The organism is Bacillus sp. FSL W8-1127 (assembly GCF_038006725.1).
GTDB lineage: Bacteria > Bacillota > Bacilli > Bacillales > DSM-4216 > Bacillus_O > Bacillus_O smithii.
Genome location: NZ_JBBOVU010000001.1, coordinates 1,100,928 through 1,117,006 on the forward strand (window position 1 = coordinate 1,100,928; position 16,079 = coordinate 1,117,006).

Annotated in this window: 14 protein-coding genes; 11 read left to right on the plus strand and 3 right to left on the minus strand. The window is 39.8% G+C overall.

All coding sequences use genetic code 11. The features are described from left to right. Positions 1-4: 4 nt before the first annotated feature. From NST12_RS05260 to NST12_RS05275, 4 genes are read left to right on the plus strand one after another with little or no spacing between them, the layout of a single operon-like run. Positions 5-595, plus strand: a complete 591-nt coding sequence (locus tag NST12_RS05260; protein ID WP_341100515.1) for a GNAT family N-acetyltransferase — start codon at positions 5-7, stop codon at positions 593-595. Further along, the gene (locus tag NST12_RS05265; RefSeq protein ID WP_003354232.1) at positions 565-1,866 is read left to right on the plus strand and encodes a lysine N(6)-hydroxylase/L-ornithine N(5)-oxygenase family protein; all 1,302 of its coding nucleotides are present in this window, start codon (positions 565-567) and stop codon (positions 1,864-1,866) included. Before NST12_RS05260 ends, NST12_RS05265 begins: the two co-directional genes overlap by 31 nt. 9 nt (positions 1,867-1,875) lie before the next feature. Next, positions 1,876-3,096 carry an MFS transporter gene (locus NST12_RS05270; protein ID WP_327797603.1) on the plus strand — a complete coding sequence of 407 codons (1,221 nt, stop codon included), beginning with the start codon at positions 1,876-1,878 and terminating at the stop codon, positions 3,094-3,096. Further along, positions 3,083-4,900: an IucA/IucC family protein gene (locus tag NST12_RS05275; protein WP_327797604.1), complete on the plus strand. Its 1,818-nt coding sequence runs from the start codon at positions 3,083-3,085 to the stop codon at positions 4,898-4,900. Before NST12_RS05270 ends, NST12_RS05275 begins: the two co-directional genes overlap by 14 nt. Before the next feature lie 413 nt (positions 4,901-5,313). On the opposite strand, the gene NST12_RS05280 is transcribed toward NST12_RS05275, so the two are convergent. The 3 genes from NST12_RS05280 to NST12_RS05290 are packed head-to-tail and all read right to left on the minus strand — an operon-like array spanning position 5,314 to position 8,218. Further along, positions 5,314-6,144 carry an ABC transporter ATP-binding protein gene (locus tag NST12_RS05280; protein ID WP_327797605.1) on the minus strand — a complete coding sequence of 277 codons (831 nt, stop codon included), beginning with the start codon at positions 6,142-6,144 and terminating at the stop codon, positions 5,314-5,316. Between the two features lie 23 nt (positions 6,145-6,167). Beyond that, entirely contained in the window at positions 6,168-7,220 is a 1,053-nt protein-coding gene (locus NST12_RS05285; RefSeq protein ID WP_327797606.1) for a FecCD family ABC transporter permease, read from the minus strand. Next, on the minus strand, positions 7,217-8,218 hold the full coding sequence (locus tag NST12_RS05290) for a FecCD family ABC transporter permease (RefSeq protein WP_048622980.1): 1,002 nt from the start codon (positions 8,216-8,218) through the stop codon (positions 7,217-7,219). The genes NST12_RS05285 and NST12_RS05290 overlap by 4 nt, the downstream gene beginning before the upstream one ends. Before the next feature lie 193 nt (positions 8,219-8,411). Between NST12_RS05290 and NST12_RS05295 the strand changes: the two genes are divergently transcribed. The 7 genes from NST12_RS05295 to NST12_RS05325 all read left to right on the plus strand — a co-directional run bounded on the left by NST12_RS05295 (position 8,412) and on the right by NST12_RS05325 (position 16,078). Then, entirely contained in the window at positions 8,412-9,380 is a 969-nt protein-coding gene (locus tag NST12_RS05295) for an ABC transporter substrate-binding protein (RefSeq protein ID WP_048624406.1), read from the plus strand. Between the two features lie 559 nt (positions 9,381-9,939). Then, positions 9,940-10,761, plus strand: a complete 822-nt coding sequence (locus NST12_RS05300; protein WP_048622982.1) for an ABC transporter ATP-binding protein — start codon at positions 9,940-9,942, stop codon at positions 10,759-10,761. Between the two features lie 21 nt (positions 10,762-10,782). Further along, positions 10,783-11,406 carry a nitroreductase family protein gene (locus NST12_RS05305; protein WP_048622983.1) on the plus strand — a complete coding sequence of 208 codons (624 nt, stop codon included), beginning with the start codon at positions 10,783-10,785 and terminating at the stop codon, positions 11,404-11,406. Between the two features lie 72 nt (positions 11,407-11,478). After that, positions 11,479-12,420: an ABC transporter substrate-binding protein gene (locus NST12_RS05310; protein WP_003354245.1), complete on the plus strand. Its 942-nt coding sequence runs from the start codon at positions 11,479-11,481 to the stop codon at positions 12,418-12,420. A gap of 80 nt (positions 12,421-12,500) precedes the next feature. Further along, the gene (locus NST12_RS05315; protein ID WP_048622984.1) at positions 12,501-13,535 is read left to right on the plus strand and encodes a FecCD family ABC transporter permease; all 1,035 of its coding nucleotides are present in this window, start codon (positions 12,501-12,503) and stop codon (positions 13,533-13,535) included. Then, a complete protein-coding gene (locus NST12_RS05320) occupies positions 13,532-14,548 on the plus strand; it encodes a FecCD family ABC transporter permease (protein ID WP_048622985.1) in 1,017 nt (338 codons plus the stop codon). The genes NST12_RS05315 and NST12_RS05320 overlap by 4 nt, the downstream gene beginning before the upstream one ends. 168 nt (positions 14,549-14,716) lie before the next feature. Continuing rightward, positions 14,717-16,078 (plus strand): IS1182 family transposase, encoded by a 1,362-nt coding sequence (locus NST12_RS05325; protein ID WP_048622333.1) that lies wholly within the window; start codon positions 14,717-14,719, stop codon positions 16,076-16,078. The last annotated feature ends 1 nt before the right edge of the window (position 16,079 follow it).

The following is a 16,079-nucleotide window of genomic DNA, read 5'->3' on the forward strand; positions in this document are numbered from 1 at the left end:
TATCATGGCTCAACAGAGCTATCCATTTGAAAGGTACGATCCCGTCATTCAAAAAAAGATTACATTTCGGCCGGTTCGTTTAGAAGAAGATGTGAGTCGGCTTCATTCATGGATGCATGAGCCGCATGTCATTCCCTTTTGGAACTTAAATATCCCTTTTACCGAGTATAAAGCACATTTACAGAAATTTCTGCATGACGATCATCAAATACTTCTCATTGGAGAAATGGACGGAATTCCAATGAGCTATTGGGAGTCCTACTGGGTGAAGGATGATATTATCGGGAAATATTATAAGTTTGATGAATATGATCAAGGCATTCATTTATTGATAGGACCAAAGGAGTTTTTAGGAAAAGGCTACATTTATCCGTTATTGTTAACCATTTTGCATAAAAAATTTCAAGTTCAAGAAACGACTCGCATTGTGGCCGAGCCCGATGTGAGAAATGAAAAAATGATTCATATATTCCAAAAATGCGGTTTTCAGCCCATTAAGGAGGTGGATCTCCCTGATAAAACAGGATTATTTATGATTTGTGAGAGGAAAGGATTTGAAAAAAGATGGACAGATTGGCAAGAGAACAGATTTTAGATGTAATTGGCGTCGGAATCGGTCCTTTTAATCTTGGATTGGCTGCTTTACTGGAAAAAACAGATTGTCGTTCCATATTTTTTGATCGAAAAGATCAATTTGACTGGCATCCGGGAATGTTGTTGGAGGGAACGACTCTGCAGGTACCTTTTATGGCAGATGCCGTAACGATGGTCGATCCAACAAGCCGTTTCAGCTTTCTCAACTATTTACATGAGCATAACAGGTTGTATCGTTTTTACTTTTTTGAAAAATTCCTAATCCCACGTACAGAATACAATCACTATTGTCAATGGGTGGCCAGCCAGCTTCCACAGCTTCAGTTTGGATGTGAAGTAGAGAACATTGAGCAAACAGAAGAAGGATATTATCGAGTGACCGTTTATTGCCAGAAAGAAAAGGAAAGAAAAACGTATCACACGAAACATGTAGTAGTAGGCGTAGGAACGAGACCGTACGTTCCCGATAAGTTTCAAAACGTTCTTGGTGATCGAGTTTTTCATTCTGGTCAGTATTTGACCAAGCGAGATAATATTTTGAACGCGAATTCGATTACGGTGATTGGATCCGGACAGAGTGCAGCGGAGATTTTCCACGACTTATTGTTAAAGCAGCCGGAACATGATTACCAGTTGAATTGGTTTACAAGATCCAAAGGATTTTATCCGATGGAATATTCCAAACTTGGTCTCGAGCATTTTTCGCCAGATTATACACGATATTTCTATAGGCTGCCGAAAGAAAAGAAAAAAGAAGTTTTGAGCAAACAAGCGCTGCTATACAAAGGGATCAGCTTTAAGACCATTGCCGACATTTACGAGTTATTGTATGAACGGACAGTGGGAAATAAAGTGCTGAATGTTCATCTGCAAGCATTAACCGAATTAGTGTCTATAGAAGAGTGGGATCATCTATATCGTTTAACGCTGTACCAACATGAACAAGAAAAGAGTCACCAATTGAATAGTGATGTTGTGATCCTGGCAACGGGATATCATCCTTATATCCCGGATTGTTTGCAAGGAATCAAGCATATCGTGGATTGGGATGAGGACGGACAACTTGTCATTCAGGAAAATTATAAAGTGAAGTTGAACAAGGAAGGGCAAAACCACATATTCGTTCAAAACGGCGAACTTCATACTCACGGTGTAGGTGCACCTGATTTGGGACTAGGCGCCTTTCGAAATGCAACGATTATCAATCAGTTGGCAGGAAAAGAAATTTACCAAACCTATGAAAAAAATGTGTTTCAACAATTCGGGCTGTAGAAAAAAGAAATGACGAACAGGGAAAAAGGATTTATTTACAGTTGTCTACTGTTTACGTTGATATCAGAAATGCTGTTATCCCCGTTTTATCCGCAGCTATTTTCCGACTATTTTCAAGTGGATGGGGTGCAAGCGACGAGCTTCTTTATCATTTGCTGTCGCCTTGTTGTGATTGTGATGACACCACTGTGGGCGATGATTTGGAAATTAAGAGATTTTCAGAAATGTATACCGATCTTGTTGACAGCTATGGGAGGGTGCAAAATCCTCCTCCCTATGGGCCATACGTTTCTTTATTTTTTAATCGTTTCACTTATTTTGCTCTGTTTCCAAAGCGGAATTTATTTGTTATATCCGACGCTCGTGGCTGCAAGCAAAAATGAGGAAGAAAAAGTAAGAGCCACAACGACTTACTTATGGATCTTTCATGGGAGTGTGGTCGTATCGGGAATGGCTGGAAGCTTTATGGTGAACCAGCCGTTCCCGTTCGACAGCTATTACGTTTTTGCATTCATAGATTTCGTTTTTGCGATCGCAAGTGGCTTTGTTTTCTCTCGCAATGAAGCGATGAGAAAAAGGGGGTGTGTAAAAAAGAAAGAAAATTCCGTTAAAAGAAAAAGTAGAAGGTGGTCGGTGGAATTTTTAGGATATTTGCTCACTGTCTTTCTCTTTTATATTGGACATAATGCCATACGTCCCTACTTTACGGTTATTCTTGACGACAGATTTGGCCTAACCAAACAAGTATCAAGCTTGTTATATGTATTACCAAGTATTGTGGCGATTGTACTGCAATTTTTATTGCCGAAGCGTTGTCTAAAAACGCATATGAAAGCCATCTTCATTAGCTTAACGGGTATAACCGGGGGATTGCTTATTATCCAATCGGCTGCCAGAAGCATATGGTTGTTTGTTTTCATTCGAATCTTGTATGGTATGTGTTTTTTTGTAAGTCTGGCGGCATTAGATCTTTTATTTTTCCAAATGGGAATCGGAAAAAAAGCGCCATTGTCTTATAGTATTGTCTCGTCGATGCAAAATGTTTCCCTGCTTTTATCGCCGATGGCTGCTTTGATGATGGTGCAGCATAACGGCTTGGAAGCACCTTTTCTCCTGTGTGGTTTTCTTTTATTGGGTTCGACACTGAGCATAATCTTGAGTTCTATCCATATGGATCCATCATCTTCAAATTCAATGAAAAGGAGAGTTGAACGTCGTGAAAATTTGTGAAACTCCTGTCCATATGATAACAGAAAAAGCTTTTCAAGAAGCCGATCAACGACTTTTAGCCAAAATGATTCAAGAGTTCATGTATGAGGAAATTATAATACCTAAGGTATTCAGTGAGGATGAGTCAGAAGGCATTCGGTATTGCGAATGGAAAGATCAAAAAGGAAATGTTTACTATTTTCAGGCAAAACCTCGCCTATTTGACAGTTATTATGTTTTACCAGAGAGCATCAAAGTGGTAACGAATGAAAAAAGCGATATACCACAGTCTCTTGCTTTTTTGTTAAGTATAAAAGAGGAAGGAAACATGTCAAGTTCTACGGCGGGACATTTAGTAAAAGAGTATTTACATACATTAGTAGCGGATACTCATTTGAAAGAAAGATCCAAGTTATCGCAAGACCTGATTTTATTAGATTATTCGGAATTGGAAGGAGAAATGACGGGGCATCCTTGGATCACATACAATAAAGGCCGTATTGGATTCGGGTATGATGACTATGTCAAATACGCACCGGAGCAAAAGAAAAAGGTCCAGCTGTCATGGATTGCCGTTCATCGAAATATTGGCACTTTTCATTCGGTAGACGGTTTAACTTATCAGCATGTGATCGAACAAGAACTTGGTGAAAAAACCTATCAGCTTTTTCTGAAAAAGCTGGAAGAAGCAGGAGTCAAAGCGAAGGATTATTATTTCATGCCCATACATGCCTGGCAATGGAACAATGTAATTGTGTCTATGTTTGCTGCTGAAATAGCAAGAAAAGAGTTGATTCCGTTAGGAGAAGGAGAAGATGAATATCTGCCTCAACAGTCGATTCGCACTTTTGTGAATGTAACAAGCAAAGAAAAGTTTCATGTGAAGCTGCCGATGAGCATTTTTAATACACTTGTATACAGGGGATTGCCGAGCGAGAGGACGGTGATCGCTCCCGAAGTAACGACGTATATGAAAAATATTCTGGAAAACGATTGGTTTTTAAAGGAAGAATGCCGCCTTGGTCTGTTGGGAGAAGTGGCGACCATCAATGTCGATCACCGCACGTATACGAACTTAAAAGGAGCTCCTTATCAATATCTTGAAATGCTTGGTGTGGTGTGGAGAGAAAGCGTCTATAAGGAACTGAAAGAAGGTGAGCGAGCGATTACACTTGCAGCATTGCTGCATGTAGACCATGAAGGAACTCCGTTCGTATCCAAATTAGTGGAACGATCTGGTCTTACGGTAGAACAATGGGTGAAAAAGCTTGCAAAAGCGATTCTGCCACCGTTGCTTCATTATTTATATCAGTACGGTACCGTGTTTTCACCGCATGGCCAAAATACGGTGCTTGTGTTAAAAGATTACAAGCCAGAGCGCATCATTATGAAAGATTTTGTCGATGATGTCAATATTAGCGACCAGCCTCTTCCGGAACTTGAGGTATTGTCTCCCGAGTTGAAAAAAGTATTGCGCAGCGAGCCGCCTGAAGGATTGACACAATTTATTTTAACCGGATTATTTATTTGCCATTTCCGGTATTTAAGCAACATTTTACAGGAAAAAGAACAATTTTCTGAGTATCGTTTTTGGGGCATTGTTCGTGAAGAAATCCTATCATATCAAAGAAAATTTTCGCATTTACAAGACCGATTCAAGCTCTTTGATTTGTTGCGTCCAACGTTTACAAAGTTGGCACTGAATCGAAATCGCATGTTCGATTATGGTTATGCAGACGGAGAGGATCGTCCGCATGCCAGCGAGTATGGAGAAGTGTCGAATGCACTGTATGAAGTAGCCATTCAGACTAGCAAGAAGAAGTAATTATCGTTTTTGCGTTAAAAACGTTTATGATCCCACCCCCTATCATATAAATTCTCAATATTAAAGGGCGAACTTCAATGAATGAACCATTCATTGAAGTTCTTTTACATCTTGTAAAAGAGAAACCATGGAAGTATTAATTAGTCATAAACAAGGAGCAGTTCTCTGCCAATCTTCAAATAAGATCTGCCTGTTGTGAATGGATGATTTCATGTTTTTTATTAGCCGTTATAAAGATTAGCAGAACACCTGAAAATGATGAATCTAAATGAAACAGATAGCCGACCAGTTGTACAAAAAATGAGTAGAATAAAGTAGAAAGGATTCATTCGATTCATATGATCATTTTCATTGCAAATAAGCCGGTCGTTTTATAAAAAACAGCATGTTTGTTTGTTATTTCGTTTTCTTGATTAGTAGTCCGCTGCTCGTAGTGTTGGGCCGGCTTTTTGTACAATCCGGCGTCCTTTTCCGTGGGGAAGACACATCGGTGTGCCGAAAATAGGGTCAACCGCAATTTGGCAATCGATTTGAAAGACATCTTTGACAAGTTCGCATGTTACCACTTCTTCAGGTTTTCCTTGGTCATATACCTTCTTATCATGAATGGCGACCAAATGATGAGCATAGCGACACGCTAAATTTAAATCGTGCAGCACCATTACAATCGTGCGTTTTTTTGTTTCATTTAATTCAAACAGCAAATCTAAAATTTCAATTTGATGAGCCATATCTAAATACGTAGTAGGTTCGTCTAATAAAATCGTGTCAGTGTCTTGGGCCAGCGTCATGGCAATCCACGCTCTTTGCCGCTGGCCACCTGAAAGGGAATCCACAGGACGATCTGCCAGCGTCTCCATTCCTGTCAGTTTTAATGCTTCTAGAACTTTATTTTCGTCTTCCTCTGACCATTGTTGAAACCACCTTTGATGGGGGTAGCGTCCTTGTTTAACCAACTGCAATACGGTAATCCCTTCCGGTGCAATAGGGCCTTGAGGGAGAATGGCAAGCTGTTTTGCCACTTCTTTTGTTGGCAGCTTCAAAATCTGCTTTCCATCTAATAGGATCGTCCCGTTAGCCGGTTTAAGCAATCGAGCTAAAGATTGTAACAATGTGGATTTGCCACATCCATTACTGCCAATAAACACCGTAATTTCCCCTTTAGGGATTTGTAAGTCCAACTCTTCAATAATGACGTTGTCTCCATATGATAAAGTCAATGATTTTGTTTCAATGGCTTCCATGTCATTCTCTCCTTTCCAAGCAATTACTGATTCCTTTGTTTCAATAAAAGATAGACAAAATAGGGGGCTCCAATAGACGCCGTAAAAACACCAGCCGGAACTTCAATGGGTAAAAACAGCGTTCTTCCGACCAGATCAGCCAGTAAAACTAAAAGAGCTCCCATGATAGCAGATGAAGGAAGCAGATACCCAAAGGAAGATCCGACTAATCTCCGACTGATATGAGGGGCCAGCAAGCCAACAAAACCAATCGTTCCTCCAAAAGCAACTGCGCTGCCGATTAAACCTGTGCAAATCAATAAAAACAGGAAACGATATGTATGGACACGATTTCCTGCACTTTTGGCGATTGGTTCGCCTAATTCTTGAATGTTTATGTCCCGAATGATGAGGAAACTGATCAACATTAATACAGTCGTAATCGGCAATAGTATGTTTACATCTTGCCAGTCAGATCCATAGACAGTTCCCGTAATCCAAATATTGGCTTGACTCGCACGGTAAATAGGACTAGTAATCATAAAGAGTGTCGTAGCGGCCTTCATGAAAGCAGATAAACCGATTCCAATTAACACTAAACGAATAGGGGAAAGATTCCTGCCGTGGTTGGCTAAGATATATAAAAGCAGTGCAACGACGGTGGCTCCTACGAATGCGCTCAAAGGCAACCATTGAATGCTGACGGTCAAATTATTATCTTTGTCACTAAAGAAAGTCAAAAAGAGCACAACCGCAGTAGCGGCTCCTCCTGTAATCCCCATAATGTCAGGAGAAGCTAGGGGATTGCGCGTCATTCCTTGTAGAATGGCGCCAGCTACAGCCAAACTGCTTCCCACTAAAATAGCAATGAGAATCCGAGGAAGTCGAAAATGAGTCACCACTAATTGTTCAAATGCATTTCCTTTTCCGACTAATACCTCGATCACATGAAATGGGTTGATAAACGTTTCTCCCAAGCTTGCGCTGATTGTAAAACAAACGAGCAAAAGGATAAAAAGAAACAGAATAAGAAATAAAGACTTTTTACTGATTAAAAAAGAAAAGTACTTGGTTCGCAAAGACAGATGATTTTTCATAACGCTTCTCCTTTCTTGCGCGCTATGTAAATGAAAAAGGGAACCCCTATGAAAGCCGTCAACACGCCTACGGGTACTTCTTCGGGCATTAAAATATATCTGGCGCCAATATCCGCGATAATCAAAAAAATTCCACCTAAAACAGAACAATAAGGGAGAACCCAACGATGGTCATTTCCCACCAGCCAACGGGCAACATGCGGAATCATGACACCCACGAAACTGATCGGACCGGCAACCGCAACGGCCCCTCCGGCCAAGAGGACTACCATTAAAGACATAAGGAGTTTGACCATCCCTGTTCGTTGGCCCAATCCCTTCGCCAATTTCTCACCCATGACTAAAATATTGATTTGCTTTCCTAATAAAAAGGAACAAGCAAGAGCAAAAATCATATAGGGAAGTACTGCAAAAAGAATCTCAAGCTTTCGTCCTTGAACAGATCCTGCTAGCCAAAATAAAACTTGATCTAAAGAAGATTCGTTGATAACAAGCAGCCCTTGGGTCAATGAGCCGAACATAGCCGCAATCGCAGCACCCGCCAATGTCATTTTCATCGGTGTAAGACCATCTTTACCCAGTGATCCAAGGCAGTAGACAATAAAAGAGGCAATGGCAGCTCCTAGAAAAGCGATCCATGTAAAGGAATGGAGCGAACTAACAGAAAAAAAGATAACAGCGACTACTATAAAGAGGCCGGCACCAGCATTTACTCCCATAATGTCAGGAGAAGCAAGAGGATTTTTGGTAAGTGCTTGCATAAGAGCTCCCGCTACAGCTAAACAACCACCTACCGACGCGCCAATCAAAGCCCTTGGCAAACGAACATTTTTTATCACAAGTTGAGTATTTGAGCCGTTAAAATGTTGAAAAGTATTTATCACTGCTTGTACGTTTGTATCGGTGTATCCTAAGATGATGCTCAAACCAATACAAATCACTAAAAGAATGAATCCCCCGATTAATCCAACCAATCGTGTCGTAAAGCTGCTTAACATAAGGTCTTTCTCCTTGTCTATTTAATCGATTTCAACATACTTGTTCATTAATAGTCTAGAAAATTAATAATAAACTGTCAATGACTATGATAATCATTTTCAATTAATCATTGACAACCGGCTCTATCACTCATAATATGGTATTTGAGAATGAAAATTACTATCAATTATCTCGGGAGGGAATAATATGCAAATGGTTTCTACCAAACTAACTACTTTTTTACTTATTCTTGTTGCTGTCTTTGCTCTGGGAGCTTGTAGCAGCAGCGGAGATACATCTTCGGAGAAAACCACCGCTTCTCCGAGCACCAGCTATACGGTCAAACATGCCATGGGTACTACAAAGATTAAAGGGACACCGAAACGTGTTGTAATTTTAACCAATGAAGGGACAGAAGCTTTGCTTGCGATGGGTGTGAAACCGGTTGGAGCTGTTCAATCATGGGAAGGGAATCCTTGGTATGATCATATTAAAGATCAGATGAAAGGCGTCAAAGTAGTAGGTACAGAAGACCAACCAAATTTAGAAGAAATCGCTTCATTGAAACCGGATTTGATTATTGGGAATAAAATGCGCCAAGAAAAAATTTATAAACAATTAAGCGCTATTGCGCCTACTGTTTTTTCTGATGTACTACGCGGAGATTGGAAAGAAAATTTCAAACTTTATGCGAAAGCTTTACATAAAGAAAAAGAAGGCAATGAAGTCATTGCCAAATTTGATAATCGTGTAAAGGAATTGAAGCAAAAGCTAGGGGACAAAACAAAGATGAAAGTTTCTGTCGTTCGATTTGTTCCAGGGGATGTTCGGATTTATCATAGAGACACCTTTTCAGGAGTGATTTTAGACCAACTAGGATTTGCTCGCCCTGCCTCACAAGATAAAAACGACTTTGCAGAACAACACGTAACAAAAGAGCGTGCGTCTGCTATGGATGGCGATATTCTTTTCTATTTCACTTATGATACCGGTGACAATAAAGGAAATGAATTAGAAAAGGATTGGATTTCTGATCCGATTTTCAAAAATTTATCCGTTTCGAAGAATCATAAAGTTTATAAAGTGGACGATGCTATTTGGAATACGGCAGGCGGTGTCATCGCTGCTAATTTAATGTTGGATGATATTGAAAAATATTTTCTCAATGATCAGCAATCTTAAGAACAATGTTGTTGAGAACGGTTTTTGGTTATTAAAACATGGTTTCATACACGTTTTTCATAAAAAGATTGATGTCATCATATCGTATTATGGCTGAATTTTCACTCGATTGATTTTACTCAAACGTTTTTGTAAAAGCCCAGGCTGACTCAATATGTTATGGAGTCAGCCTGCATGTAGGCTGCGAGTTCCTTTTTAGTCAAAAGCTTTCTTACTTTTTTGCAATAGGTGTGGAATTTCTTTTTAACTGATTTGAAGAATAAAATCAGATATTTCGATATCCTTATATCCTGTTTCGGCTTTGTATTTTATCTTTTTCTGAAAAGGGATTTTCTCCGCTTTCGCTTTATTGATTTTTTTTGTAGGATTACACAAAATGATGTAAGGGACTAAGCTGTGTTTCTTAAGAAATAATCTTGACACTAGCGATTCCACGTTTATAATTGAAAATGATTATCATTATAATAATTGCGGTTTTCATGACATAAAAGCGATTTCGCGGATAAAACCAAACAATACAGGCGGAGATCGGGTCATTTTAAAAGAAAGGAGGATCGCAATGCCTTACTTAGCTACTGAAAATCTTGATATTTCATATGGGGAAAGGAAAATCGTTCAGGATCTGAATTTGAAAATCCCTAAAGGGAAAATGACCATTATTATAGGTCCTAATGGCTGTGGAAAATCCACTACGTTAAAAACGTTGGCGCGCATCATGCAACCAAAGAAAGGCACTGTTTATTTGGACGGCAAAGCCATTCATAAACAATCGACGAAGGAGATTGCCAAGAAGATGGCTATTTTGCCGCAGGCACCGGATGCGCCATCAGGGCTGACGGTTTTTGAACTGGTCACATATGGCCGTTTTCCTCATCAAAGCGGTTTTGGAAGAATAACAGCGGAAGACAAAAAAATCATTCATTGGGCGTTAACTGTCACAGGAACATTACCATTTAAAGATCGTCCGGTCGATGCTTTATCTGGCGGGCAAAGACAGCGTGTCTGGATTGCCATGGCACTTGCCCAACAAACGGACTCCATCTTACTAGATGAACCTACCACGTATTTGGATTTAGCGCATCAACTGGAAGTACTCGAGCTTCTTAAGGAATTAAATAAAAAAGAAGATCGAACAGTTGTCATGGTTTTGCACGATTTGAATCATGCAGCCAGATTTGCCGATTATATGGTTGCTATGTGCGATGGGCGAATCGTATGTGAAGGGGAGCCAGAGAAAGTGATGACGACTGAAATATTAAAGAAGGTCTTTCAGATTGACGCAGAAATTGTGCAAGATCCGAGAACGAAAAGACCTGTGTGTCTGACTTACGATTTGCTGAAAGATGAGCAACTTGACATTGGAAAAGCGGCGGGGATCTGATATAAGGAGAAGGTGGAGCTTATGGAGACGCTAAAACCGGAATCTTCCATCGAATCGGTCATTGTATCAAGAAGAACGATTCGAGTAACAAAAGAAATTCCCATTCCTTTGCAAGAAGTGGAACACTTGTTGGAAATGGCTGCTTATGCACCCTTTCACAGCAAAGTGGAACCTTGGTCTGTCACCATCGTATCTACTGAGGATGAGAAAAAGTATTTTTTGAATTGTGTGATGAATAGTTACGAAAGAACCGGAGTGTTGGCTGCTTATTCTGAAGAGCGTGTGAATAAAATAAGAGAGGCGTATGAGCAGTATTTTTCATCAACTCCCATTACGTTAATTGTAGCAACGGATCTCTTTGGAGATGAACAAAAAGACTTTGAATCCATAGGAGCTACTTGTGCGTTTATTCAAAACCTTCAATTATTATGTTGGGAGAAAAATATAGGGGTTGTGTGGCGGACTAATCCTTATATTCATGATCCGATATTTGCAAAAGAGTTAGGGATCCCATCTTCTAAAAAAATCATAGGTTCTGTTCATTTAGGATACATAGATGAAGAGAAAATACCGAAAGCAAAACCAAGAAGAGCGTTACAGGAGTGGGTTCATTCTCTTTCACTTTCCGTCGATACAAAACTCTAGCAAATGTTCAAAAAGCCCATTTATATAACAGCATCAATTAGTCATTTTAAGAAATGTATAGGAGGAAACACCATGAAGAACAAAATGTCTTTAGCGCTTATCGTCGCATTATTTTTAACACTTACTATATTTTCTGGGTGCTCTAATAAAAAAGAAGAAGCCAAAGAGGATAATAAAACTAGAGTGGTCAGCACGCTCAAAGGCGATGTGAAAATTCCGGCGAATCCGAAACGCATTGCGGATATTTCCGGTGCCAGCGAAGACTTGCTCATCTTAGGTCATACGCCGGTGGCGACCGCCAACAGTGATGCCTATAACATAAAAGAGTTCCCAAGCTATCTGAAAGATAAAATGAAGAATGCAAAAATTGTAGGCTATAACATGAACGATACGATGGATGTAGAAGCGATATTGGATACGAATCCTGATTTGATTATCATGAGCGAAAGACAAGAAAAAATTTATGATCAATTGAAAAAGATTGCACCCGTTGTTGTAATGAAGGATTATGGAAATGATTGGAGAGCCAGAATGATGGATGTCGCCAAGTTATTTGGTCAAGAAAAAGATGCCAAAAAATGGCTGAGCGCTTATGACCAAAAGGCGAAAGAAGATGGAAAAGAAATTGCAGCTAAAAACGGGGATCAAACGTATTTATCCGTATTAGCGAGCGGCGGCCAATTCTTTGTATTAGCCGATGCCGGTGTGGGGTCCATTCTTTATGATGATATGAAGTTGAAAAAACCAGCTAATCTGCCAAAACAAAAAGGAATTACATTGCCTGTAGTGACGATTGAAGGATTATCCAAAATTGATGCCGATCACATCATTATGATTGCCACCGATGCAGATAAGAAAAATTTAGAAAGCAATCCTGTGTGGAAATCGATGAGAGCTGTGAAAGAAGGGAATGTAACATTCCTTAATAGCTCCCCTTACTTTACTCAATGTTATCAACCAATCGGAAAAGAACTTCTGCTAGATGACATAAAAGAAAAAGTAACAAAGAAATAGGATAGTAAGCAGGGTTGACGAAAGGAATAGTCCTACCTTTTGTCAGCCCGTATTGCTTTTTCAGGAGGAGCAAATACACAATGGATGAAATATCACAAGTATATCATCAAAAATTGACGTCTCGGCGAGTCATCATGACGATTTCTCTCTTGATAGTTGGGTTGATACTGTTGGTTTTTGGTATTGGACTTTCCATCTCTCTAGGAGCGAAAGACATCAGTTTTTCGACCGTCATGAACAGTATCTTTACGAGAAAACATGCTTTAGACTCTCAAATTGTGAGAGATGTGAGATTGCCTAGAGCAGTCGCAGCGGCTCTGGTTGGAGCATTCCTGGCCGTATCAGGCGCCGTTATGCAAGGAATGACAAGGAATCCGATTGCAGAACCCTCCGTTTTAGGCATCACTCAAGGCGCCACTCTCACTATATCCATTGCTTTTGCAATGCAAGCGAAAATAGGTGGCGCAGGCTTTATGTTTATTGCGTTTATAGGTGCAAGTTTGAGTGGATTACTAGTATATTTTCTCAGCTCCAGGTCGAAAAATGGTGTGGATCCCGCCAAGCTGGCTTTAGCCGGAACAGCGCTCGGGACTTTGTTTATATCAGTGGCGGTGGCCATTGCCATGTACCACAATTTATCACAGCAATTGAGTTTTTGGATTGTAGGTGGATTGACAACGGCAAAATGGGAAGGGGTCCAGTTGCTCTTTTTCGCAGGGATTTGGGGAGTCATTGCGGCCATCATCCTTTCACCGAGCATTACCATCTTAAGCTTAGGGGAAGAAGTTGCGATTGGTCTAGGGAAAAAGACAAATACTGTAAGAATAATGGGAATCATCATCGTTATTTTGTTAAGTGGTAGTTCCGTAGCAGTGGCGGGAAATATTGCTTTTGTAGGGCTTATAGTGCCTCAGATAGTAAGAAGTTTGGTTGGGCCGGATTATCGATTGATTATTCCTTGTTCATTTGTGTTGGGGGCTACTTTGCTAGTGTTTAGCGATATCATCGCAAGAATGATCAATCAGCCTTACGAAACTCCCGTAGGTTCCATAACAGCTCTATTAGGAGTGCCGTTTTTTCTGTATCTTGTAAGAAAGGGTGCTAGAGTGTCATGATCACATATGGTAAACGGAAAAGAGTGATTTGGATTACAACGGTTTTTATAATTCTTATTCTATTCACGATTCTGATTAGTTTACAATTAGGCTCTTTTTCGATCAAACCATGGGAAGTCGTTCAAACCTTTCTTGGACAAGGTACTAGAAAACAAGAAATCGTTCTCTTTAGTATGAGACTCCCCAGAATTGTGATGGCGATACTGGTAGGTACCGCTTTAGCCGTATCTGGCGCCATTCTTCAAAGCATCACCAAAAACGATTTAGCGGATCCTGGCATCATGGGAATTAGTTCGGGAGCGGCGTTAGCTGTCGTGATGTACATATATTTTATGAACGGGAATGTTTACGACGGGGTAAGTAATTTAACTATATGGACGATGCCTGTTGTAGCTTTCTTTGGATCGATATTGGGGGCCGTGCTCATCTACTTGTTTGCCTGGAAAAAAGGGATCAATCCTACAAGATTGATTTTAATCGGGATCGGAATAAACTCTGCTTTTCAAGCTCTCATGATTATCTTTCAACTTCGATTTACCACACAGGAATTTAATAGAGTAATGGTTTGGATTTCAGGCAGCATATGGGGGACTAGTTGGATATATGTCATCACCATATTACCATGGATCATAGTCTTTCTGTTTTTCGCAATTTATAAGGCAAGATTTTTAGATGTTTTCCTTTTAGGCGATCACTTGTCCATCGGATTAGGCGTTCAAGTGGAAAAAGCACGACGGATACTGATTCTTTTTGCGGTTGCATTGGCCGGAGTCGCTACTTCTGTCGCAGGAACGATCTCTTTTTTAGGTCTGATTTCTCCGCATATTGCCAGAAAATTAGTAGGTCCGAAACATAAGTTGTTATTGCCCGTGTCAGCCTTAGTAGGGACGCTCCTTTTGTTAATATCCGATACGATCGCAAGAAATATTGTAGCACCCGCAGAGATACCGGTTGGAATCGTTGTGTCGATCATTGGAGTTCCATACTTTCTTTATTTAATGGTAAAAGAATAATATTTAATGATCATGTAAGAGCTCCTTTTTTTGCACTTGCTGTATATACATATATTTCTTAGAAAAGATTGTACTAAAAGAACATAAACTTTTTTCGAACTTTCTAATAAGGAGAAAGAAGCGTTTTTTTGTATAATTAAGATACCGTAATGAATTGAGGTGGATGAAGTGCTAACAAAAAATACACAGATGAATCGTGATCAAATAGAAATGATAGCTTTAGACCAACTTGTACCTGCAGATCATTTGGTTCGTAAAATCGACGCTGCTATTGATTTTTCATTTATCTATTCGCTTGTTCAAGACATGTATTCATCGGAAAGAGGTCGACCAAGTATTGATCCAGTTGTATTGATTAAAATGGCTTTCATCCAATATACCTTCGGTATTCGTTCCATGCGAAAAACTATAGAGGAAATCGAAACGAATCTGGCTTACCGTTGGTTTCTTGGATTTGGTTTTTATGATAAGGTACCTCACTTTTCAACGTTTGGGAAAAACTACGAGCGACGCTTTAAGGATACAGACTTATTTGAACAGATATTCTATCGCATTTTGAAAGAAGCTGCAGATAAGAAGCTGATAAGCAGTGAGCATGTCTTTATTGATTCTACTCATGTCAAAGCGAGTGCGAATAAGCATAAATTTGAGAAGAAAGTGGTTCGAAAAGAAACGAAAGCCTATCAAGCACGTCTACAAGATGAGATAAATGCTGATCGAGAAGCACATGGAAAAAAGCCATTTCCTCCAGATAAATTTGGGAAAGAAGAATATAAAGAAATAAAAGAAAGTACCACTGATCCGGAAAGTGGTTACTACGTAAAAGACGAGCGAACAAAACAGTTTGCTTACTCATTCCATGCTGCTGCGGATCGAAATGGCTTTGTTTTGGGGGCTATTGTAACGCCAGGGAATATTCATGACAGTTCCGTATTGGAGCCACTTCTTGAAAAAGTCATAGAAAAACATGGAAAACCGGTTGTAGTTGCTGCTGACGCTGGATATAAAACTCCCGCCGTTGCCCAATACATATTTGAAAATGATATGACCCCTGCTTTACCTTATACTCGCCCTCGTACAAAGGATGGTTATTTCAAAAAACATGAGTATGTTTACGATGAATACTACGATTGTTATCTTTGTCCGCAAGGACAAGTGTTAAAATATGCAACTACGACGAAGGAAGGCTATCGTCAATATTTTTCTGATCCAGTCCAGTGTAAAGATTGTCCATTCCTTTCGAAGTGCACCCAAAGTAAGGAGCATAAAAAACTGATTCAGCGACATGTATGGGAATTTTATTTAGAGGAAGCTGATCATCTTCGGCATACACAAGAGAATAAGAGCATTTATGCAAGACGGAAAGAAACCATTGAACGTGTTTTTGCTGATGCAAAGGAAAAGCATGGTATGCGTTGGACAACCTTAAGAGGTCTAAAAAAATTGTCCATGCAGGCGATGCTAACTTTTGCTGCAATGAATTTGAAAAAGATGGCTTGCTGGACATGGAAAAGTCCAGCAATAACATAAA